Raw genomic sequence first — 19,851 nt, forward strand, 5'->3', positions numbered from 1 at the left:
CGCTAGGGTGTGGGGCTGTGATGGCCAGCGAGACCTGTGGGGAAGCCTGTGCGTGAATACCTGCTGACGCTCTGCATCACGGCCGCGGTGACGTATCTGCTGACAGGGCCGGTGCGGAAGTTCGCGATCGTGGCCGGGGCCATGCCGGAGATCCGGGCCCGTGACGTGCACCGGGAGCCCACTCCGCGGCTCGGCGGGATCGCGATGTTCTTCGGGCTGTGCGCGGGTCTGCTGGTCGCCGACCACCTGACCAACCTCAACGAGGTCTTCGAGAAGTCGAACGAGCCGAGGGCGCTGCTCTCCGGCGCCGCGCTGATCTGGCTGATCGGTGTGCTCGACGACAAGTTCGAGATCGACGCCCTGATCAAGCTGGGCGGTCAGATGATCGCCGCGGGCGTCATGGTCATGCAGGGTCTGACGATCCTGTGGCTGCCCATCCCGGGCGTCGGCACGGTCGCCCTGACCCCGTGGCAGGGCACCCTGCTGACGGTGGCCCTGGTGGTCATCACCATCAACGCGGTCAACTTCGTCGACGGCCTGGACGGCCTGGCCTCCGGCATGGTGTGCATCGCGGCCGCGGCGTTCTTCATGTACGCGTACCGGATCTGGTACTCCTACGGCATCGAGGCCGCCGCCCCGGCCACGCTGTTCTCGGCGATCCTGATGGGCATGTGCCTGGGTTTCCTGCCGCACAACATCCATCCGGCGCGGATCTTCATGGGCGACTCCGGCTCGATGCTGATCGGCCTGGTGCTGGCCGCCGGTGCGATCTCGATCACAGGCCAGCTCGACCCGGACGTGATGAACCTGTTCGCCGGGTCCGAGCGCAACGCCGTGCACCAGATGGTTCCGGTCTACATCCCGCTGCTGCTGCCGCTGACCATCATCGCGGTGCCGGCCGCCGACCTGGTGCTGGCGATCGTGCGGCGCACCTGGCGCGGCCAGTCGCCGTTCGCCGCCGACCGCGGGCACCTGCACCACCGGCTCCTGGAGATCGGCCACTCGCACAGCAGGGCCGTGCTGATCATGTACTTCTGGTCGGCGCTGATCGGCTTCGGGGCGCTGGCGTACTCGGTGAACTCCGCGTCCATGTGGATCGTGCTCGGCGTGGTCTTCCTCAGCGCGATCGGCCTGGGGCTGCTTCTGCTGCCGCGGTTCACCCCGCGCGTGCCGGTGTGGGGCCAGCGGTTCGTGCCGCCGCGCTACCGGCGCCGCGGGCCCGCTCCGGAGGCCGCCGAGCCGGCGGCCGCGACTGCTGCCGAGGCTGCCCAGGCGGCCGTCCCCGGTGCGCCGGAGAAGGCCGAGGAACCGTGTGACGGGCACCGTCCCGCGGTGACCGCCGGAGTGGCCCGGGTCAACGGTGCGACGGCCATCGGCCCCCGGTCGCGCATCCTGGACCGGCACACCTCCGAAACCTCGCGCTGACCCCGCGCCAACCCTCGCAAGGTAAGAATCTGACTAGAGCATTGCCAAGTCGTGGGGGAGCAAAGACCCCTAATACCAGACACAACGGCTCGGTTTTCGCTCAGACGCGCATGTTCACTCTCATGTGTGACAGCGAGCACACCTACCAGGTAAAGACCTCATCAAATAGTTTGTGATACGGTTCACGAGAACCCGGGACAGAGTCGACGGACCCGACTGCGTCGGCCCGTCAGCGTGAGGTCTTCGACCCTCCGACCGGGACTACGCTCGTCCATGACGACACCTGCCCCCTGTGAAAGCGGAGTTGCCGCCATGCCGTCCAATGACGCCCGGAACCTGGCCCAGGCCGCCGTACCCACGGCCGCCGTCGGCGTGCTCGCTGCCGTCGTCAGCGCGGTCGTCGCGGGCGGCAAGGGGGCGATCGGAGCCGTCGTCGCGACGGTGCTCGTGATCCTCTTCATGGGGATCGGTCTCTACGTTCTGCAGCGCACGGCCAAATCCATGCCGCAGCTCTTCCAGATGATGGGCCTGATGCTCTACGCGGCCCAGCTTCTGCTGATGGTCGTCTTCATGGCCGCGTTCAAGAACACGACGCTGTTCAATCCCCGAGCCTTCGCCTTCGTGCTGGTGATCGCCACGCTCGCGTGGATCGCCGCACAGACCCGCGCCCACATGAAGGCCAAGATCCTCTATGTCGAGCCGGAGAAGTCCGAGAAGTCCGAGAAGGCCGGGCACTCGTCGTGAGAGGTAGGCCCGGGATAAAGGCTCACGAGAGATGCTGCTATCGTCCGGTGCCAACTGCGGCATCGCGGGCGCGGGCATCTGAGCTGACGCCTGCTCAATCGCGAGGCGAGATGCCCCCCAGCCGCCCCCACATCCGTAACACCAGTCCCGTGCCGAACCGCGGCCATGCGCCGCGCCGACACAACGAGGTTGCCGTACCTATGCGCCACGCTGAAGGAGCCCGCGGTGAGTGCTGACCCGATGCAGACGCTCGCTTTCGACACGAGCTGTCACCTGTTCGGAAACGACGGGTGCGGTTTCGACACGGTCGCTCCGGGCCTGCACTCGTTCCTGTTCAAGCCGCTTTGGGGCGACGCGGACAGCACCGTGTACTTCAACAAGACGATGCTGCTGGCGCTGCTCGGGTCGATCATCGTCGTCGGCTTCTTCTGGGCCGCCTTCGCCAGGCCGAAGGTCGTCCCGGGCAAGCTCCAGATGGTGGCCGAGGCCGGATACGACTTCGTCCGCCGCGGTGTCGTCTACGAGACCATCGGCAAGAAGGAAGGCGAGAAGTACGTCCCGCTCGTCGTCTCGCTCTTCTTCTTCATCTGGATGATGAACATCTGGTCGATCATCCCGATCGCCCAGTTCCCGGTGACCGCGATCATCTCGTACCCCGCCGCCCTGGCCGCGATCGTCTACATCCTGTGGGTCTCGCTGACCTTCAAGCGGCACGGTTTCGTCGGGGCCTTCAAGAACTTCACCGGCTACGACAAGTCGCTCGGCGCGGTCCTCCCGCTGTCGATGACGATCGAGCTCTTCTCGAACCTGCTCGTGCGGCCCTTCACTCACGCCGTCCGGCTCTTCGCGAACATGTTCGCCGGCCACACCCTGCTGCTGCTCTTCACCGTTGCCAGCTGGTACATGCTCAACGGCGTCGGCATCGCCTACTCCGGTGTCTCGTTCGTGATGGTCCTCGTGATGACCGCCTTCGAGCTCTTCATCCAGGCTGTCCAGGCATACGTCTTCGTACTGCTGACCTGCAGCTTCATCCAGGGCGCGCTCGCCGAGTCCCACTGAGCGCCAACCCGACCACCCACCCCAGGCATCCGGTGGCCAACCCCCACCGGTCATTGAAAGAGAAGGAAGAACCGGCATGTCCGTTCTGCACGAGACCCTGGCCGCTGTCCAGATCAAGGGCAACCTCGGCTCCATCGGTTACGGCCTCGCCGCGATCGGCCCGGGCGTCGGCGTCGGCATCATCTTCGGTAACGGCACCCAGGCCCTCGCCCGCCAGCCCGAGGCGGCCGGCCTGATCCGCGCCAACCAGATCCTCGGCTTCGCCTTCTGTGAGGCGCTCGCCCTGATCGGTCTGGTCATGCCGTTCGTCTACCCGGCCTCCTGACCCGACCGCAGCGCACGTTCAGACGAAAGGCACTGATATGAGCCCCCTGGTTCAGCTGGCGGCGGAGGAGGCCGAGAACCCCCTCATCCCGCCGATCCCAGAGCTCGTCATCGGCCTCATCGCCTTCGTCATCGTCTTCGGCTTCCTCGCCAAGAAGCTCCTTCCGAACATCAACAAGGTTCTGGAGCAGCGCCGCGAGGCGATCGAGGGCGGTATCGAGAAGGCCGAGGCCGCGCAGACCGAGGCCCAGAGCGTCCTTGAGCAGTACAAGGCGCAGCTGGCCGAGGCTCGGCACGAGGCCGCGCGCCTGCGCCAGGAGGCTCAGGAGCAGGGCGCCACCCTCATCGCCGACATGCGCGCCGAGGGCCAGCGGCAGCGTGAGGAGATCGTCGCCGCCGGTCACGCCCAGATCGAGGCCGACCGCAAGTCCGCCGCGCAGTCGCTGCGTCAGGACGTCGGCCAGCTGGCCACCGACCTGGCCGGCAAGCTCGTCGGCGAGTCCCTGGAGGACCACGCCCGGCAGAGCCGCGTGATCGACCGCTTCCTCGACGAGCTTGAGGAGAAGGCCGAGGCGGCCCGATGAACGGAGCGAGCCGCGACGCACTGGCAGCCGCACGGACGCGTCTCGACGCGCTGACGGACACGACGTCCGTGGACGCGACGCGGCTCGCGGACGAGCTGGCGGCCGTCACCACGCTGCTCGACCGCGAGGGCGGCCTGCGCCGGGTCCTCACCGACCCGGCGCAGTCCGGCGAGGCCAAGGCCGAGCTGGTCCGGCGCCTGATCGGCGGCCAGGTCGGCGAGTCCACCGTCGACGTGGTGTCCGGCCTGGTCCGGTCCCGCTGGTCGCAGCCCCGCGACCTGGTGGACGCGCTGGAGGAGCTGGCGAACACCGCCGACCTCACGGCCGCGGAGAAGTCGGGCACGCTGGACGACGTCGAGGACGAGCTGTTCCGCTTCGGCCGGATCGTCTCCTCCAGCACCGAGCTGCGCGCCGCGCTCACCGACCGCAAGGCCACCACCGCGGCCAAGACCGAACTGCTGCACCGGCTGCTCGGCGGCCGTGCCAAGCAGGTCACCGAGCGTCTGGTCACGCGCCTTGTGACCGCGCCGCGGGGACGTAGCCTGGAAGCGGGCCTCGACGCCCTCTCCAAGCTCGCCGCGGAGCGCCGCAGCCGCGTCGTCGCCATCGTCACCTCGGCGGTTCCGCTGAGCGACCCGCAGAAGCGGCGCCTGGGCGCCGCCCTCGCGAAGCTCTACGGCCGCACGATGCACCTCAACCTCGACGTCGACCCCGAGGTCGTCGGCGGGATCCGGGTGCAGGTCGGTGACGAGGTCATCAACGGTTCCATCGCGGACCGGCTGGAGGACGCGGCCCGCCGCATGGCGAGCTAGCACCTCGGTAGTCGAGAACAAGCAGTACGAACTTACGACGGCCCGGGTTGGGCCGTACATGAAGAATCCTGGGGGTCGCCCCCAGACCCCCCAAGTGAAACTTCGGGCCCAACAAGGAGAGCAGGGAACCCAGATGGCGGAGCTCACGATCCGGCCGGAGGAGATCCGGGACGCGCTGGAGAACTTCGTCCAGTCGTACAAGCCGGACGCGGCCTCGCGCGAGGAGATCGGTACGGTCACCCTTGCCGGCGACGGCATCGCGAAGGTCGAGGGCCTGCCCTCGGCCATGGCCAACGAACTGCTGAAGTTCGAGGACGGCACCCTCGGCCTCGCGCTCAACCTGGAAGAGCGCGAGATCGGCGCCATCGTCCTCGGTGAGTTCAGCGGCATCGAGGAGGGTCAGCCGGTGCAGCGCACCGGTGAGGTCCTCTCCGTCGCGGTGGGCGAGGGCTACCTCGGCCGCGTCGTCGACCCGCTCGGCAACCCGATCGACGGCCTCGGCGAGATCGAGACGTCCGGCCGCCGCGCCCTGGAGCTGCAGGCTCCGGGCGTCATGGCCCGTAAGTCGGTGCACGAGCCGATGGAGACCGGCTACAAGGCCGTCGACGCGATGACCCCGGTCGGCCGCGGCCAGCGCCAGCTGATCATCGGTGACCGCCAGACCGGCAAGACCGCACTCGCCGTCGACACGATCATCAACCAGCGTGACAACTGGCGCTCGGGCGACCCGAAGAAGCAGGTCCGCTGCGTCTACGTCGCCATCGGCCAGAAGGGCTCGACCATCGCCTCCGTGCGTGGCGCCCTCGAAGAGGCCGGCGCGCTGGAGTACACGACCATCGTCGCCGCCCCGGCGTCCGACCCGGCCGGCTTCAAGTACCTGGCGCCGTACACCGGTTCGGCCATCGGCCAGCACTGGATGTACGACGGCAAGCACGTCCTCATCATCTTCGACGACCTCTCGAAGCAGGCCGACGCCTACCGCGCCGTGTCGCTGCTGCTGCGCCGCCCGCCGGGCCGTGAGGCCTACCCGGGTGACGTCTTCTACCTGCACTCCCGTCTGCTGGAGCGCTGCGCCAAGCTGTCCGACGAGATGGGTGCCGGTTCGATGACCGGTCTGCCGATCGTCGAGACCAAGGCCAACGACGTCTCGGCGTTCATCCCGACCAACGTCATCTCCATCACCGACGGCCAGTGCTTCCTGGAGTCGGACCTGTTCAACGCCGGTCAGCGCCCCGCGCTGAACGTCGGTATCTCCGTCTCCCGAGTCGGTGGTTCCGCGCAGCACAAGGCGATGAAGCAGGTCTCCGGCCGTCTGCGTCTGGACCTCGCCCAGTACCGTGAGCTGGAGGCGTTCGCCGCCTTCGGTTCCGACCTGGACGCCGCGTCGAAGTCGCAGCTGGAGCGTGGTTCCCGACTGGTCGAGCTGCTCAAGCAGGCTCAGTACCAGCCGATGCCGACCGAGGACCAGGTCGTCTCCGTGTGGGCCGGCACCACCGGCAGGATGGACGACGTCCCGGTCTCCGACATCCGCCGCTTCGAGAAGGAGCTCCTTGAGCACCTGCACCGCAAGGAGCAGGGCCTCATGACCTCCATCAAGGAGGGCGGCAAGATGTCGGACGACACCCTCACCGCTGTTGCCGACGCGATCGCCGAGTTCAAGAAGCAGTTCGAGACCTCGGACGGCAAGCTTCTCGGCGAGGACGCCCCGGCCGCGGCCAAGTGACGTAAGGAAGGGACCTGACTCATGGGAGCCCAGCTCCGGGTCTACAAGCGTCGCATCCGATCCGTCACCGCGACCAAGAAGATCACCAAGGCGATGGAGATGATCGCCGCCTCGCGCGTGGTCAAGGCGCATCGCAAGGTGCGGGCCTCCGCGCCGTACGCGACCGAGCTCACCCGCGCGGTCACGGCGGTCGGTACGGGTTCGAACACCAAGCACCCGCTCACCACGGAGGCGGAGAACCCGGCCCGTGCCGCGGTCCTGCTCCTCACGAGCGACCGCGGTCTGGCCGGTGCCTTCAACTCCAACGCCATCAAGGCCGCCGAGCAGTTGACGGCGCGTCTTGAGGCGGAGGGCAAGGAGGTCGACACGTACATCGTCGGCCGCCGTGGTCTGGCCCACTACACCTTCCGCGAGCGCAAGGTCGTGGAATCGTGGTCGGGCTTCACCGACGAGCCCACGTACGCGGACGCCAAGAAGGTCGCGGCGCCTCTGATCGAGGCCATCGAGACGGAGACGGCGGACGGCGGCGTGGACGAGCTCCACATCGTCTACACCGAGTTCGTGTCGATGATGACGCAGTCGGCGCTCGACGCCCGGCTGCTGCCGCTGCGCCTCGAAGAGGTCGCGGAGGAGAGGCCCCCGGGCGAGATCCTCCCGCTGTACGACTTCGAGCCCTCGGCGGAGGACGTCCTCGACGCCCTTCTGCCGCGCTATGTGGAGAGCCGTATCTACAACGCGCTTCTCCAGTCGGCCGCTTCGAAGCACGCCGCCACGCGGCGCGCGATGAAGTCGGCGACCGACAACGCGGGCGAGCTGATCAACACGCTCTCCCGGCTTGCCAACGCGGCCCGCCAGGCCGAAATCACCCAGGAAATCAGCGAGATCGTCGGTGGCGCCAGCGCCCTGGCCGACGCGACCGCGGGGAGTGACCGCTAATGACCACCACTGTTGAGACCGCGACGGCCACGGGCCGCGTCGCCCGGGTCATCGGCCCGGTCGTCGACGTGGAGTTCCCCGTCGACGCGATGCCGGAGATCTACAACGCGCTGCACGTCGAGGTGGCCGACCCGGCCAACGCCGGCGAGAAGAAGATCCTGACCCTGGAGGTCGCCCAGCACCTGGGTGACGGCCTGGTCCGCACGATCTCGATGCAGCCCACCGACGGTCTGGTCCGCCAGGCCCCGGTCACCGACACCGGCGACGGCATCACCGTCCCGGTCGGCGACTTCACCAAGGGCAAGGTGTTCAACACCCTCGGTGAGGTGCTGAACGTCGACGAGCAGTACGAGGGCGAGCGCTGGTCCATCCACCGCAAGGCCCCGAACTTCGACGAGCTCGAGTCGAAGACCGAGATGTTCGAGACCGGCGTCAAGGTCATCGACCTGCTGACCCCGTACGTCAAGGGCGGCAAGATCGGTCTGTTCGGCGGTGCCGGCGTCGGCAAGACGGTGCTCATCCAGGAGATGATCTACCGCGTCGCCAACAACCACGACGGTGTCTCCGTGTTCGCCGGTGTCGGCGAGCGCACGCGTGAGGGCAACGACCTCATCGAGGAGATGGCGGACTCGGGCGTCATCGACAAGACCGCCCTTGTCTTCGGCCAGATGGACGAGCCCCCGGGCACCCGTCTGCGCGTGGCCCTCGCGGGTCTGACCATGGCGGAGTACTTCCGCGATGTGCAGAAGCAGGACGTGCTGTTCTTCATCGACAACATCTTCCGCTTCACGCAGGCCGGTTCCGAGGTCTCGACCCTGCTCGGCCGCATGCCCTCCGCGGTGGGCTACCAGCCGAACCTGGCCGACGAGATGGGTCTCCTCCAGGAGCGCATCACCTCGACCCGCGGTCACTCGATCACCTCGATGCAGGCGATCTACGTCCCCGCGGACGACCTGACCGACCCGGCCCCGGCCACCACCTTCGCCCACCTCGACGCGACGACGGTTCTGTCCCGTCCGATCTCCGAGAAGGGCATCTACCCGGCCGTGGACCCGCTGGACTCCACGTCCCGGATCCTGGACCCGCGCTACATCGCGGCGGACCACTACAACACCGCGATGCGCGTCAAGACGGTCCTGCAGAAGTACAAGGACCTCCAGGACATCATCGCGATCCTCGGTATCGACGAGCTCGGCGAGGAGGACAAGCTCGTCGTCCACCGGGCCCGTCGCGTGGAGCGCTTCCTGTCCCAGAACACCCACGTCGCCAAGCAGTTCACCGGCGTCGACGGGTCGGACGTGCCGCTGGACGAGTCGATCGTGGCGTTCAACGCGATCATCGACGGCGAGTACGACCACTTCCCGGAGCAGGCGTTCTTCCTGTGCGGTGGCATCGAGGACCTCAAGGCCAACGCCAAGGAGCTGGGCGTCTCCTGAACTCGCCTGAGTTCGTGTGAGGGGGCGGGCGCGTCCCGCCCCCTCACTCACGCCCATTAGACTTGTATCCAACACCCGGTGATCGCACCGGGTGGTGACCCGAGGAGCCACCTTTGGCTGCTGAGCTGCATGTCGAGCTGGTCGCCGCAGACCGCCAGGTCTGGTCCGGCGAGGCCACCCTGGTCGTCGCGCGCACCACGTCCGGCGACATCGGCGTCATGCCCGGTCACCAGCCGCTGCTCGGTGTGCTGGAGTCGGGCCCGGTGACCATCCGTACGAGTGAAGGTGGGACGGTCGTCGCCGCGGTGCACGGCGGTTTCATCTCGTTCGCGGACAACAAGCTGTCGCTGCTGGCCGAGATCGCCGAGCTCTCGGACGAGATCGACGTCCAGCGCGCGGAGCGGGAGCTGGAGCGCGCGAAGGCGGAGGGCGACGCCACCGCCGAGCGACGCGCCGACGTTCGTCTGCGGGCGGCGACGTCGCGCTGACACACTGCGCGTATGCGTTGACGTAACTCAGCCGCGGCTGGGATCGGAGCCATCCGGTCCCAGCCGCGGCTGAGGTAGATCTGGGTCTTTTTACGTTCCATTACCTAGGAGACGAGGAGGTCGGTGCCGATGGTCCTCGCTCTGACTGTGTGCGGAATCGTGGTCGCGCTCGTGGTGGTGGGACTCTTCCTGTTCGGACTGCGGCGCAGACTGATCCAGCGCTCCGGCGGCACCTTCGACTGTTCGCTGCGCTGGGACGTCCCCGAGAAACCGGACACCAGCGGCAAGGGCTGGAGCTACGGCGTGGCCCGCTACAACGGCGACAGCGTCGAGTGGTACCGGGTCTTCTCCTACGCCTACCGACCCCGCCGGGTCCTGGAACGCGACCGGATCGAGGTGGCCGGCCGCCGCCTCCCGGAGGGCGAGGAGGAACTGGCCCTGCTCTCCGACGCCGTGATCCTCACCTGTGTCCATCGGGGTACCCGCCTCGAACTCGCCATGAGCGACGACGCGCTGACCGGGTTCCTCGCGTGGCTGGAAGCAGCCCCGCCCGGACAGCGGGTGAATGTGGCCTAGCCACATTCACCCGCTGGGTGGGTCCCGCCTTACTACAGGTTCGAGTTGATGGCGCTCACCAGCTCGCCGTTGCTGGTGTCACCGCTGAACTCCCAGAAGAACGCGCCGCCGAGACCCTGGGTCTTGGCCCAGCTCATCTTCCCGGCGATCGTCGAGGGAGTGTCGTAGGACCACCAGTTGCTGCCGCAGTGCGCGTACGCGGTGCCGGCGACGGTGCCGGTGGCCGGGCAGGAGGTCTTGAGCACCTTGTAGTCCTCGATGCCCTGCTCGTAGGTGCCCGGCGCCGGACCGGTGGCCGTGCCACCGGGCGCGTCCTGCGTCACGCCCGTCCAGCCGCGGCCGTAGAAGCCGATGCCGATCAGCAGCTTGCTCGCGGGCACGCCCTTCGACTTGAACTTGGCGATCGCGTCGGCCGTGGTGAAGCCGGGCGTCGGGATGCCGGTGTACGTGGTGAGCGGGGAGTGCGGGGCGGTCGGGCCGTCCGCGTCGAAGGCGCCGAAGAAGTCGTACGACATCACGTTGTACCAGTCGACGTACTGGGCCGCGCCCGCGTAGTCCGCGGCGTCGATCTTGCCGCCGGAGGTGCCGTCCGCGGTGGTGGCCGCGGTGACCAGGTTGTTCGAGCCGAACTTGGCGCGCAGCGCGGCCATCAGGTTCTTGTAGGCCGCGGCCCCGCTGGTGTCACAGCTCAGCCCGCAGGCGTTCGGGTACTCCCAGTCGATGTCGATGCCGTCGAAGACATCGGCCCAGCGCGGGTCCTCGACCAGGTTGTAGCAGGAGTCGGCGAACGCGGTCGGGTTGGCCGCGGCCTGGGCGAAGCCGCCGGACCAGGTCCAGCCGCCGAAGGACCACAGGATCTTGATGTTCGGGTACTTGGCCTTCAACTCGCGCAGCTGGTTGAAGTTGCCGGCCAGCGGCTGGTCCCAGGTGTCGGCGACGCCGCTGACCGACTGGTCGGCGGTGAACGTCTTCTGGTAGTCGGCGTAGGCGTCACCGATGGCGCACTGCCCGTTGGTGACGTTGCCGAAGGCGTAGTTGATGTGCGTGATCTTCGCCGCGGAGCCGGACGTCACCAGGTTCTTGACCTGGTAGTTGCGGCCGTAGATGCCCCACTCGGTGAAGTAGCCCAGCTTGACCTTGGAGCCGGTGGTCGGGGGAGTGGTCGTCCCGCCGGTGGTGTGCACCGCGACCGCGCCGCTGACCGGACCGGTCTGGTTCGCGGTGTCGCGGGCCTGGACGGTGTAGGAGTAGTCGGTGCCGGCCGTGAGACCCGTGTCGGTGTACGACGTGGTGGTCACCGTGGAGACGACCCTGCCGTCGCGCAGCACGTCGTAGTTGCTGACGCCCTTGTCGTCGGTGGCGGCGGACCAGCTCAGCTTCACCGAGGTGTCGGTGATGCCGGACGCGGTCGGGGTGCCGGGCGCGGAGGGGGCCGCGTCACCGGGGACGGTGGTGCCGCCGTCGCAACTGGCGCCGTTGAGGAGGCAGTTGCTCGGGGAGCCGGAGCCCGCGCCGTTGAAGCCGAAGGAGACCGAGGCGCCGGGGGCGATGGAGCCGTTGTAGGACTTGTTCTTGGCGGTCCAGTGGGTGCCGGAGGAGGTGACGTCCGCGTCCCAGGCGGAGGTGACCGAGGTCCCGGAGGGGTAGTCCCATTCGACGGTCCAGGAACTGATCGACGTGGTACCGGTGTTCTTGACGGTCCACTGGCCGCCGAAGCCGGTGCCCCAGTCCGAGGTCTTGGCGTAGGTGGCGGTGGCGGTCGTCGCGGCCTGGGCGGGGCCCGCGAGGCCGACCAGGCCGGCCAGGGGGAGCAACAGTGTCGCGAACCCTGCCGCGGCTCTGTGTCTGAAGCGCATCCTGCGCCTCCTATGGGGAGTCGGGGGGCACGACTGAGCCTTCGCGCCCACAGTGCCGCGAGAATAGAAAGGTCTGGACCACCGGTCAATAGGTCTGGACCACTCTGCTGAAACGGGACTAGATCCCCAACTCCTGTGCGAGCACCGCCGCTTGCACCCGGCTGCGCAGCTCCAGCTTCGCCAGCAACCGGCTGACGTGTGTCTTCACCGTGGCCTCGGCCATGTCGAGGCGTACCCCGATCTCGGCGTTGGACAACCCCTCACCCAGACACCCCAGCACCTCCCGCTCCCGCCGGGTCAGCGCGTCAAGGACGGCCGGATCGGCCCTCGGCCCGCGCACCGGCCCGGCCGCGAACTCCGCGATCAGCCGCCGGGTCACCGCCGGGGCGACGATCCCCTCGCCCCGCGCCACCGTCCGCACCGCCGCCAGCAGGTCCCGCGCCTCCGTGTTCTTCAGCAGGAACCCGGCGGCCCCCGCCCGCAACGCCCCGAACACGTACTCGTCGAGGTCGAAGGTGGTCAGCACCAGGACGTCCGCGAGGCCCTCCGCGACCACCTCCCGGGTCGCCGACACCCCGTCCAGGCGCGGCATCTGCACATCCATCAGCACCAGGTCCGGCCGCAGCTCCCGGGCCAGCGCCACCGCCTGCTCCCCGTCCGCCGCCTCCCCGACCACCTCGACATCGGGCGCGCTGCGCAGGATGAGGACAAGCCCGGCCCGTACGGCCGACTGGTCCTCGGCGACCAGTACACGGATCACTCGCTCGCTCCTTCGCTCGGCGGGCTCGGGGTGCTCAGGGGACTCAGGTGGTGCGGAGGGCTCAGCGGGAGGGTGGCGTGGACCGTCCACAGTGACCCGTCGGGGCCTGCCGCGAAGGTGCCGCCGAGCAGTGCGGCCCGCTCCCGCATACCGGTCAGACCGGCGCCGGAACCGGGCACGCTCGGCCCGGCCCGATCGCCGTACGGGCTGGTCACCCGGACGTCGAGGACACCGTCCCGGCGGACGAGGGCGACCGTGACCCGGCCGGGGCGGGCGTGCTTGAGGGCGTTGGTGAGGGACTCCTGGACGATCCGGTAGGCGGCGAGCTCCACGGGCGCGGGGACCTTCCCGGGCCCGGCCGCCGCCGGTCCTCCCCCCTCCGTCTCCGGTTCCAGGTCGACGCCGAGGCCGTTCGCGCGGGCGCTGTCGATCAGTGCGGGGAGGCCGGCCAGGGTGGGGGCGGCGGTGGGCTCCTGCTCGCCGCCTCCCGCCTCCCGGAGGATGCCGATCAGCCGCCGCATCTCCGCCAGACCCGCCACGCTGTTCTCCCGGATGACGGTCAGGGCCTCCTTGGAGGTGCCCGGCTCGTCGATCGACAGCGCGGCCGTGGAGTGCAGGGCGATCGCCGACAGATGGCCCGCGACCAGGTCGTGCAGGTCCCGCGCGGTCCGCGCCCGCTCCGCGGTCACCGCCTGGACCCGGTCCATCTCGGCCAGCAGCGCGGTCTGTTCGGCGCGCAGCCCGGCGGCCGCGGCGGCGTCCCGGTGGTCGCGGACGATCCAGCCGGTGGCCGCCGGGCCGAACGCCACGATCCCGGTGACCACCCCGATCAGCAGCGCCTCCGGCACCCGCCACACCGCGAACGGCACCAGCGTCGCGGCCACCGTGAGCAGCCCGGTGATCCAGGGGATACGGCGGGCCGAGGCGGGCGGGCCGTACAGGACGGCCGCGTACACCAGGTCGGTGAACATCAGGACCGTGGCCAGACTGCCCTGGGTGACCTGGTCCGCGCAGATGGCGGCCGTGCCGGTCAGCAGGGCGGCGCGCGGCGCGGTGCGGCGGGCCAGCTCGCAGCAGGCCGTCACGCACAGGGGCACCAGCACCGGCCAGGGGCCGTCGAAAAGGGTGAGCGGGTAGTCCCGCGAGCGGGTGCCCAGCCCGAGCCACGCCAGCAGCACTCCGCCGAGCAGGCCGCCGGCGGCGACGTACACGTCGAAGCGGTGCGGTCGGGGGAGTCGCGGGGCCATGGCTCCATCCAACACGGCCCGCACGGCGTCCGCCTGCGCCGCGAGAAGGGTCCCGGACTGCATCTTTCGATGTAGTGCGGGCTCGTCACCGCCGACGACGCGCCGGCCGCCCGGCGCCGGGAGCCTGGAGGAGGAATGACCGAGACCCCGGCGGACCCCCGGTGAGGAGCCAACCGTGATCGTCGCCCTGATCATCGTCTGCGAAGTGGCCTTCTGGGTGCTGCTCGCGGCCGGCCTGGCCGTCCGCTACCTGCTGAAGCGACGCCGGCTCAGCGTCGTCCTGCTGCTCGGCGAGCCCGTCCTCGAACTCGTGCTGTTCGTGGTCACCGCGGTCGACCTGCGCAACGGCGCCGAACCCGGCTGGGAGCACGGTCTGGCCGCGCTCTACATCGGCTTCACCGTCGCCTACGGCCACTACACGATCCGCTGGCTGGACGGCCACGCGGCACACCGCCTGGCCGGTGCCCCGCGCCCGCCGAAGCCGCCCCGCTACGGCATGGCGCGCGCCCGCCACGAGGGCGGCCTGTGGCTGCGCACGGTCCTGATGGCGGCCGTCGCCTGCGCACTGCTCCAGGCCGCGATCTGGTACGTCGGCGACGGCGACACCTCGTCCCTGCGGACCTTCCAGTGGGTGGCGCTCAGGACCGCCGGCCTCCATGGCGTGATCGCGCTGACGTACGTGGTCTGGCCGAAGAAGCGGCCGGACGGGACGGCGGACGCGGGGGAGCCGGACCCGGGGTCAGCGCTCCCCGCCGGGGACCCACAGCACGTCGCCGACGTCCTTGTTGGCCGTCCGGGCAAGGATGAACAGTAGGTCCGACAGCCGGTTGAGATAGGTCGCGGTCAGCGGGTTCATACCGCCGCTTTCTCCCGGGGCGCCGTGCACCTCCAGCGCGGCCCAGGTCGACCGCTCGGCCCGCCGCACGACCGTGCAGGCCTGGTGGAGCAGGGCCGCGCCGGGGGTGCCGCCGGGCAGGATGAACGAACGGAGCTTCCCCAGCCCCTCGTTGAAGCGGTCGCAGTCCGCCTCCAGCTTGTCGACGTAGAACTGCTCGACCCGCAGCGGCGGGAACTCCGGGTTCTCCACCACGGGCGTGCACAGGTCCGCGCCGACGTCGAAGAGGTCGTTCTGCACCCGGGTGAGCACCTTGACGACCTCCTCGTCCAGGCCGCCCAGCGCGATCGCCGTCCCGATCACCGCGTTCGCCTCGTTGGCGTCCGCGTACGCCGAGATCCGCAGATCGGTCTTGGCGACCCGGCTCATGTCCCCGAGGGCGGTACTGCCCTGGTCGCCGGTCCTGGTGTAGATGCGCGTCAGATTGACCATAGAGCCAGCGTAGTTACGCCCCGGCCGTCCGGAACACGCGTGTGCCCACCGTCACGGCGAGTGTCGCGAGGGCGACGGCGACCAGGAGGTGGCGCGTAATGAACCATGCCGTTGGGCACGGCTGACAAGACGTGACGGTTGTCTCACGCCCTGAGACCGTGACACGCATTACTTACCGGGTTTCCCGGCCCCTCACGAGCGCTAGGGTCCCGCCCAAGAGGCATACCTAAACAGCGTGTAAGGGGAGCGGAGTGGCACGGAAGCTTGCCGTCATCGGTGCCGGCTTGATGGGTTCCGGCATCGCCCAGGTCGCCGCGCAGGCCGGCTGGGACGTGGTCCTGCGTGACGTCACGGACGAGGCGCTGGACCGTGCCGTCGGGGGCATCCAGGCCTCGTACGACAAGTTCGTGAGCAAGGGGAAGCTGGAGGCGCACGACGCCGACGCCGCCCTGGCCCGGATCACCACGACCACCGAGCTGGACGCGGCCGCCGACGCCGACCTCGTCGTCGAGGCCGTCTTCGAGAAGCTGGAGGTCAAGCACGAGATCTTCCGCGCGCTCGACAAGATCGTGCGCCCGGACGCCGTGCTCGCCTCCAACACCTCCGCCATCCCGATCACCAAGATCGCGGCGGCCACCGAGCATCCCGAGCGGGTCGTCGGCGTCCACTTCTTCTCGCCGGTGCCGATGATGCAGCTCGTGGAACTGGTCCGCGGCTACAAGACCAGCGACGAAGCCCTCGCCACCGCGCGGGAGTTCGCCGAGTCCGTCGGCAAGACCTGCATCGTCGTCAACCGGGACGTCGCCGGCTTCGTGACGACCCGGCTGATCTCGGCGCTCGTCGTCGAGGCCACCAAGCTGTACGAGTCGGGCGTCGCCACCGCCGAGGACATCGACCTGGCCTGCAAGCTGGGCTTCGGTCACGCCATGGGCCCGCTGGCCACGGCGGACCTCACCGGCGTCGACATCCTGCTGCACGCCACCGGCAACATCTACACCGAGTCGCAGGACGAGAAGTTCGCCCCGCCGGAGCTGATGCGCCGGATGGTTGACGCCGGTGACATCGGGCGCAAGAGCGGGCAGGGCTTTTACACGTACTGAAACATCAGTACGTAGGGCCTGTGAACCGCCTCCGAAAACGCACAAGTCCCGGGAGTTTCACTCTCGGGGGTGAATTCGGTATCGGTTCGCTTACAGATGGCAACCTCTGGCCGTCGAACGCAGTCAGAGGTTGCATCACTGGACATCACTTTCACGGAGTAGGACACGCACTCTCGGGGAGCGCATATGCACATCAGGGGCGACCACGCCGAGCTGGTCGTCGGGGGCCGCCTCGACGTTCGCAGCGCGGCGGACGCCCGTACGGTCCTGCACTCGGCCGTCGACGACGGAGTCGGCGATCTGGTGCTGGACCTGTCCGAGCTGGACTCCTGGGACGCCACCGGACTCGGGGTGATCATGGGGGCCCACCGGCGGGCCGGCCGCTGCGGCCGCCGCCTGGTGCTGCGCGGTGTACCGCCGCAGATGCAGCGCCTGCTGGTGGCCACCAGGCTGCACCGGATCCTGGCGATCGAGGGGGGTATCGGGGTGGAGTCGCTGCCCCGGGTCTGACACCGGGACCGGGCAGCCGCACCGGGACCGGGTGTGCGGTGGCGAACGGGTGGGACACGGTGTGCACCGGGCGACGGGGGTGACCCGGACGGACCGCGCACAAGCGCATGTCAGGCGCAATCCTCACGAGACTGTGATGTCTTGGACGGCGCGGTACCCCGGACTGTCGTAGATACTGTGCGAAGGTTTAGGGTTCGGTCGCCCGCTGCCTTGTCACCCTTCGAGCGCGGGCCCGGACCAGAAGCGACAGCGCAGTGTGCAACAGGCCGGGAGGGGCCCGCATTCACGGCACACCACGCTTTTGGGGGGCTAGGAACCTATGGACCCGATCAACCCGGGACCCGAGGCGTACGGCCATGACGGCGACGGCAGCACGCCGCGCCAGCGCCCGCCGAGGGAATCCCTCACCAACGACTTCGGCCAGAGTGCGTCGGCGGTCGTCCGCACGGCGCGGCTGGTCTCCGGCGACTTCCTGCTGACCGTGAACCCGGTCGACGGCAGCGAGATAGAACCCTGCCCGCCGACCGAACGTCCCGCCAGACCGGAGAAGCGCACCGCCGCCGAACGCGCCGAGTACGAGCGCGCCGCCCGGCCGCCGGTGCCGCCCGGCCCCGCCCAGCCCGAGCTGCCGCTCCTGGAGCGCCAGGACGACCGCGAGCGTCTGGTACGACTCCTCGCCCGCGGCCGCTCCGTCCGCCTCACCGGCCCCTCCGGCTCCGGCCGGACCGCGCTCCTCGACCTGGTCGCCGACGACTGCTCGGACCTCGCCCCGGACGGCGTGGTCCGCCTCAGCGGCTTCCACCGCACGTCCGCGGACCTGCTCCACGATCTCTTCTACGCCGTCTACAAGGCGCCCGCGCACCGGCCCGACCACGACGAGCTCCTCGAACTGGTCCGTGACATCGGCGCGGTCGTCGTCCTCGACGACGTCGAGTTCGGCGGCTCCGGGCTCGACGAGCTGATCGACGCCACCCCGGAGTGCGCCTTCCTCATCGGTGCCACCCCGGACGTGCCGGCGCCCTCCGCCGACTCCGCCGTCGAGGAGCTCTTCCTCAGCGGCCTGGAGCGGGCCGGGGGCGTGGACATCCTGGAGCGTGCGGTCGGCCGGGTGCTCAGCGAGGAGGAGGCCAACTGGGCCGGCGACCTCTGGTTCGAGTCCGAGGGCCTGCCGCTGCGGTTCGTCCAGGCCGGCGCGCTGCTGCGGCAGCGCGACCAACTGCGGGCCAGCACCGGCGCCGTCGACGAACTCGGCGTCTTCGCGTCCGAGCTGTCCGACATGGCGGTCGACGTGCCCATCGACGCCGCGGCGACCGACGAGGTCCCGCTGCCGTCCCTCGGCGAGGCCGCCGCGCCCGCCCCGCTGCTCGCCGCCCGCCTCAGCGCCTCCGCCCGCGCCACCCTGCGCTTCGCGGTCGCCCTCGGCGGCGAGGTCCCGCACCAGGCCCATCTGCCCGCCCTCGTCGGCGACACCCACGCGGACGCCGCCCTCGGCGAACTGGCGAGCTGCGGACTGGTCTCCCCGGTCGGCTCCCGCTACCGGCTCGCCGCGGGCGTCCAGCAGCAGCTGGAGGCCGCCGGATACGCCGACGACGCCGAGGCCCAGGCCCTCGCCGCCGGCCAGCACTACTCCTGGTGGGCCGGGCACCCCTCGGTCACCCCGGACCGGGTGTGCGCCGAGGCGGACGCGGTCCTCGCCGCCCTGACGGTCATCGTGCCCGCCACCGTGCCCCCGGCCGAGGACGAGGAGTCCACGCCGGTACGACTGGCCCGCACGGCCGCGCCCGCGTTCGCGGCGGGGCTGCACTGGAGCGCCTGGGAACGCGCGCTGCGCGCCGGTGCGGAGGCCGCCCGCCTTGCCGGCGAGGTAGGTGAACAAGCCTATTTCCACCACGAGTTGGGGATACTCGCGCTCTGCGATGGCCAGCTGGACCGGGCCCGGGCGGAGCTGGAGGCCTCCATCGGGCTGCGCGGGGCACTCTCCGACAAGCGGGGTACGACGGCCGGCCGGCGTGCGCTGGCGCTGGTCGCCGACCGCTCGGGGGAGGCCCTTCCCGGCCTCGCCGCGATGGCGGGCGACGAGATCCCCGACGCCCGCCACGAGGAGTCCATATCCCCGGCGGGCGGCGTCACGACGCCCTTCCCGGCCGTCCACTCCCCGATCTCGGACACGCTGGTCACCCGCCGCGTCCCGGCGCAGTCGCAGTCGCCGCAGGCCCGGGGTGGCGGCGGTCTGGTCCGCATGGCCCGCCGCAACCTGGTGGCGGTGGGTTCGGGCGTGCTCCTCACCGCGGTCCTCGGCACGGTGGTGGGGCTCGGCATGACCTCCCACGACAACGCCGACAACCCGGCCAACAACGTGAGCGTCAACCCGTCGGCGAGCGAGGGCACGGGCGACGGCACCCTGGGCGCCGACCCCAAGCAGTCGTCGGGCACGGGGGACACGGGCACGACGACGGCCAAACCGACGGACCCCGGCCCCGACGGCACGCTCGGCACGTCGGACGACCCGACGCCGCCGTCGGACGAGGTGTCCCCTTCGGACACCCCGACGGGCACGAAGGGATCGTCGGGCGGCGGTACGACTCACTCGCCGTCCAAGTCGCCGACCCCGACGCCGACGCCCTCGAAGTCGGTCTCACCGAGCCCTTCGAAGACGTCCGAGTCGCCGACGCCGAGCGAGTCGCCTTCGCCCTCGTCGTCGGGCCCGACCGACACCCCCAGCACAACCGACTCGGCAAGCGGCCCGACCTCCGACTCCCCGACGGTGACGACGTCGAGCGCATCGGAGGGCACCACTTCCGGCACCGCGACCGGCACGGTCATCTGAAACAGCCGGGGGCCCCGCGCACCGCCCGGGGCGCCCGACACGTTGCCGTCTGCCGCGTGTAAGAAAATGAGCAGCTTGTAGGCCACCATTCCCCCCCTCGCGGTGTTGTGCAGGATA

General features: G+C 69.7%; 19 protein-coding genes. 15 read left to right on the forward strand and 4 right to left on the reverse strand.

Annotation, left to right across the window (positions count from 1 at the left end; translation table 11 throughout):
• Positions 1 to 48 precede the first annotated feature (48 nt).
• The 11 genes from ACFWXC_RS46755 (at position 49) to ACFWXC_RS46805 (ending at position 10,107) form a co-directional block, all read left to right on the forward strand.
• Positions 49 to 1,425 carry an MraY family glycosyltransferase gene (locus ACFWXC_RS46755; RefSeq protein WP_384489277.1) on the forward strand — a complete coding sequence of 459 codons (1,377 nt, stop codon included), beginning with the start codon at positions 49 to 51 and terminating at the stop codon, positions 1,423 to 1,425.
• Positions 1,426 to 1,737: 312 nt separating this feature from the next.
• Entirely contained in the window at positions 1,738 to 2,169 is a 432-nt protein-coding gene (locus ACFWXC_RS46760; protein ID WP_384489279.1) for a hypothetical protein, read from the forward strand.
• Between the two features lie 225 nt (positions 2,170 to 2,394).
• Positions 2,395 to 3,228: a F0F1 ATP synthase subunit A gene (atpB, locus tag ACFWXC_RS46765; protein ID WP_384489281.1), complete on the forward strand. Its 834-nt coding sequence runs from the start codon at positions 2,395 to 2,397 to the stop codon at positions 3,226 to 3,228.
• Between the two features lie 76 nt (positions 3,229 to 3,304).
• A complete protein-coding gene (locus ACFWXC_RS46770; protein ID WP_067003022.1) occupies positions 3,305 to 3,553 on the forward strand; it encodes a F0F1 ATP synthase subunit C in 249 nt (82 codons plus the stop codon).
• A 37-nt stretch (positions 3,554 to 3,590) separates the two neighbouring features.
• Positions 3,591 to 4,136, forward strand: coding sequence for a F0F1 ATP synthase subunit B (locus ACFWXC_RS46775; RefSeq protein WP_384489284.1), 546 nt, complete (start codon positions 3,591 to 3,593; stop codon positions 4,134 to 4,136).
• A complete protein-coding gene (locus tag ACFWXC_RS46780; RefSeq protein ID WP_384489286.1) occupies positions 4,133 to 4,948 on the forward strand; it encodes a F0F1 ATP synthase subunit delta in 816 nt (271 codons plus the stop codon). The genes ACFWXC_RS46775 and ACFWXC_RS46780 overlap by 4 nt, the downstream gene beginning before the upstream one ends.
• 133 nt (positions 4,949 to 5,081) lie before the next feature.
• A complete protein-coding gene (atpA, locus tag ACFWXC_RS46785; protein WP_384489288.1) occupies positions 5,082 to 6,671 on the forward strand; it encodes a F0F1 ATP synthase subunit alpha in 1,590 nt (529 codons plus the stop codon).
• Positions 6,672 to 6,692: 21 nt separating this feature from the next.
• Positions 6,693 to 7,607 (forward strand): F0F1 ATP synthase subunit gamma, encoded by a 915-nt coding sequence (locus ACFWXC_RS46790; protein WP_384489290.1) that lies wholly within the window; start codon positions 6,693 to 6,695, stop codon positions 7,605 to 7,607.
• The gene (gene atpD, locus ACFWXC_RS46795; RefSeq protein ID WP_384489292.1) at positions 7,607 to 9,043 is read left to right on the forward strand and encodes a F0F1 ATP synthase subunit beta; all 1,437 of its coding nucleotides are present in this window, start codon (positions 7,607 to 7,609) and stop codon (positions 9,041 to 9,043) included. The genes ACFWXC_RS46790 and atpD overlap by 1 nt, the downstream gene beginning before the upstream one ends.
• A gap of 113 nt (positions 9,044 to 9,156) precedes the next feature.
• Positions 9,157 to 9,531 carry a F0F1 ATP synthase subunit epsilon gene (locus ACFWXC_RS46800; protein WP_351710510.1) on the forward strand — a complete coding sequence of 125 codons (375 nt, stop codon included), beginning with the start codon at positions 9,157 to 9,159 and terminating at the stop codon, positions 9,529 to 9,531.
• A 129-nt stretch (positions 9,532 to 9,660) separates the two neighbouring features.
• Positions 9,661 to 10,107, forward strand: a complete 447-nt coding sequence (locus tag ACFWXC_RS46805) for a DUF2550 domain-containing protein (protein ID WP_351747619.1) — start codon at positions 9,661 to 9,663, stop codon at positions 10,105 to 10,107.
• A gap of 32 nt (positions 10,108 to 10,139) precedes the next feature.
• Here the strand turns inward: ACFWXC_RS46805 and ACFWXC_RS46810 are convergent, their stop codons facing one another.
• The 3 genes from ACFWXC_RS46810 to ACFWXC_RS46820 all read right to left on the reverse strand — a co-directional run bounded on the left by ACFWXC_RS46810 (position 10,140) and on the right by ACFWXC_RS46820 (position 13,970).
• Positions 10,140 to 11,963 (reverse strand): glycosyl hydrolase family 18 protein, encoded by a 1,824-nt coding sequence (locus tag ACFWXC_RS46810; RefSeq protein ID WP_384489295.1) that lies wholly within the window; start codon positions 11,961 to 11,963, stop codon positions 10,140 to 10,142.
• A gap of 118 nt (positions 11,964 to 12,081) precedes the next feature.
• On the reverse strand, positions 12,082 to 12,723 hold the full coding sequence (locus ACFWXC_RS46815) for a response regulator (RefSeq protein ID WP_384489297.1): 642 nt from the start codon (positions 12,721 to 12,723) through the stop codon (positions 12,082 to 12,084).
• Positions 12,720 to 13,970 carry a sensor histidine kinase gene (locus ACFWXC_RS46820; RefSeq protein ID WP_384489299.1) on the reverse strand — a complete coding sequence of 417 codons (1,251 nt, stop codon included), beginning with the start codon at positions 13,968 to 13,970 and terminating at the stop codon, positions 12,720 to 12,722. Before ACFWXC_RS46820 ends, ACFWXC_RS46815 begins: the two co-directional genes overlap by 4 nt.
• 175 nt (positions 13,971 to 14,145) lie before the next feature.
• Between ACFWXC_RS46820 and ACFWXC_RS46825 the strand changes: the two genes are divergently transcribed.
• Positions 14,146 to 14,784, forward strand: coding sequence for a hypothetical protein (locus tag ACFWXC_RS46825; protein WP_384489301.1), 639 nt, complete (start codon positions 14,146 to 14,148; stop codon positions 14,782 to 14,784).
• Here ACFWXC_RS46825 and ACFWXC_RS46830 read toward each other — a convergent pair.
• On the reverse strand, positions 14,710 to 15,297 hold the full coding sequence (locus ACFWXC_RS46830; protein ID WP_384489303.1) for a cob(I)yrinic acid a,c-diamide adenosyltransferase: 588 nt from the start codon (positions 15,295 to 15,297) through the stop codon (positions 14,710 to 14,712). The two genes, ACFWXC_RS46825 and ACFWXC_RS46830, sit on opposite strands and share 75 nt — an antisense overlap.
• A gap of 251 nt (positions 15,298 to 15,548) precedes the next feature.
• On the opposite strand from ACFWXC_RS46830, the gene ACFWXC_RS46835 reads away from it, so the two are divergent.
• The 3 genes from ACFWXC_RS46835 (at position 15,549) to ACFWXC_RS46845 (ending at position 19,734) form a co-directional block, all read left to right on the forward strand.
• The gene (locus ACFWXC_RS46835) at positions 15,549 to 16,397 is read left to right on the forward strand and encodes a 3-hydroxyacyl-CoA dehydrogenase family protein (RefSeq protein ID WP_384489305.1); all 849 of its coding nucleotides are present in this window, start codon (positions 15,549 to 15,551) and stop codon (positions 16,395 to 16,397) included.
• A gap of 186 nt (positions 16,398 to 16,583) precedes the next feature.
• Entirely contained in the window at positions 16,584 to 16,907 is a 324-nt protein-coding gene (locus tag ACFWXC_RS46840) for an STAS domain-containing protein (protein ID WP_186284954.1), read from the forward strand.
• Between the two features lie 319 nt (positions 16,908 to 17,226).
• On the forward strand, positions 17,227 to 19,734 hold the full coding sequence (locus ACFWXC_RS46845; protein ID WP_384489307.1) for an ATP-binding protein: 2,508 nt from the start codon (positions 17,227 to 17,229) through the stop codon (positions 19,732 to 19,734).
• Positions 19,735 to 19,851 lie beyond the last annotated feature (117 nt).

The organism is Streptomyces sp. NPDC058683 (genome assembly GCF_042716195.1).
Lineage (GTDB): Bacteria > Actinomycetota > Actinomycetes > Streptomycetales > Streptomycetaceae > Streptomyces.

Coding starts and splice junctions, on each gene's coding strand:
- ACFWXC_RS46830 (WP_384489303.1), bottom strand. CDS start 15,297: ATGGTCAATCTGACGCGCATCTACACCAGGACCGGCGACCAGGGCAGT.
- ACFWXC_RS46770 (WP_067003022.1), top strand. CDS start 3,305: ATGTCCGTTCTGCACGAGACCCTGGCCGCTGTCCAGATCAAGGGCAAC.
- ACFWXC_RS46790 (WP_384489290.1), top strand. CDS start 6,693: ATGGGAGCCCAGCTCCGGGTCTACAAGCGTCGCATCCGATCCGTCACC.
- ACFWXC_RS46845 (WP_384489307.1), top strand. CDS start 17,227: ATGGACCCGATCAACCCGGGACCCGAGGCGTACGGCCATGACGGCGAC.
- ACFWXC_RS46805 (WP_351747619.1), top strand. CDS start 9,661: ATGGTCCTCGCTCTGACTGTGTGCGGAATCGTGGTCGCGCTCGTGGTG.
- ACFWXC_RS46775 (WP_384489284.1), top strand. CDS start 3,591: ATGAGCCCCCTGGTTCAGCTGGCGGCGGAGGAGGCCGAGAACCCCCTC.
- ACFWXC_RS46810 (WP_384489295.1), bottom strand. CDS start 11,963: ATGCGCTTCAGACACAGAGCCGCGGCAGGGTTCGCGACACTGTTGCTC.
- ACFWXC_RS46840 (WP_186284954.1), top strand. CDS start 16,584: ATGCACATCAGGGGCGACCACGCCGAGCTGGTCGTCGGGGGCCGCCTC.
- atpD (WP_384489292.1), top strand. CDS start 7,607: ATGACCACCACTGTTGAGACCGCGACGGCCACGGGCCGCGTCGCCCGG.
- atpA (WP_384489288.1), top strand. CDS start 5,082: ATGGCGGAGCTCACGATCCGGCCGGAGGAGATCCGGGACGCGCTGGAG.
- ACFWXC_RS46780 (WP_384489286.1), top strand. CDS start 4,133: ATGAACGGAGCGAGCCGCGACGCACTGGCAGCCGCACGGACGCGTCTC.
- ACFWXC_RS46820 (WP_384489299.1), bottom strand. CDS start 13,970: ATGGCCCCGCGACTCCCCCGACCGCACCGCTTCGACGTGTACGTCGCC.
- ACFWXC_RS46760 (WP_384489279.1), top strand. CDS start 1,738: ATGCCGTCCAATGACGCCCGGAACCTGGCCCAGGCCGCCGTACCCACG.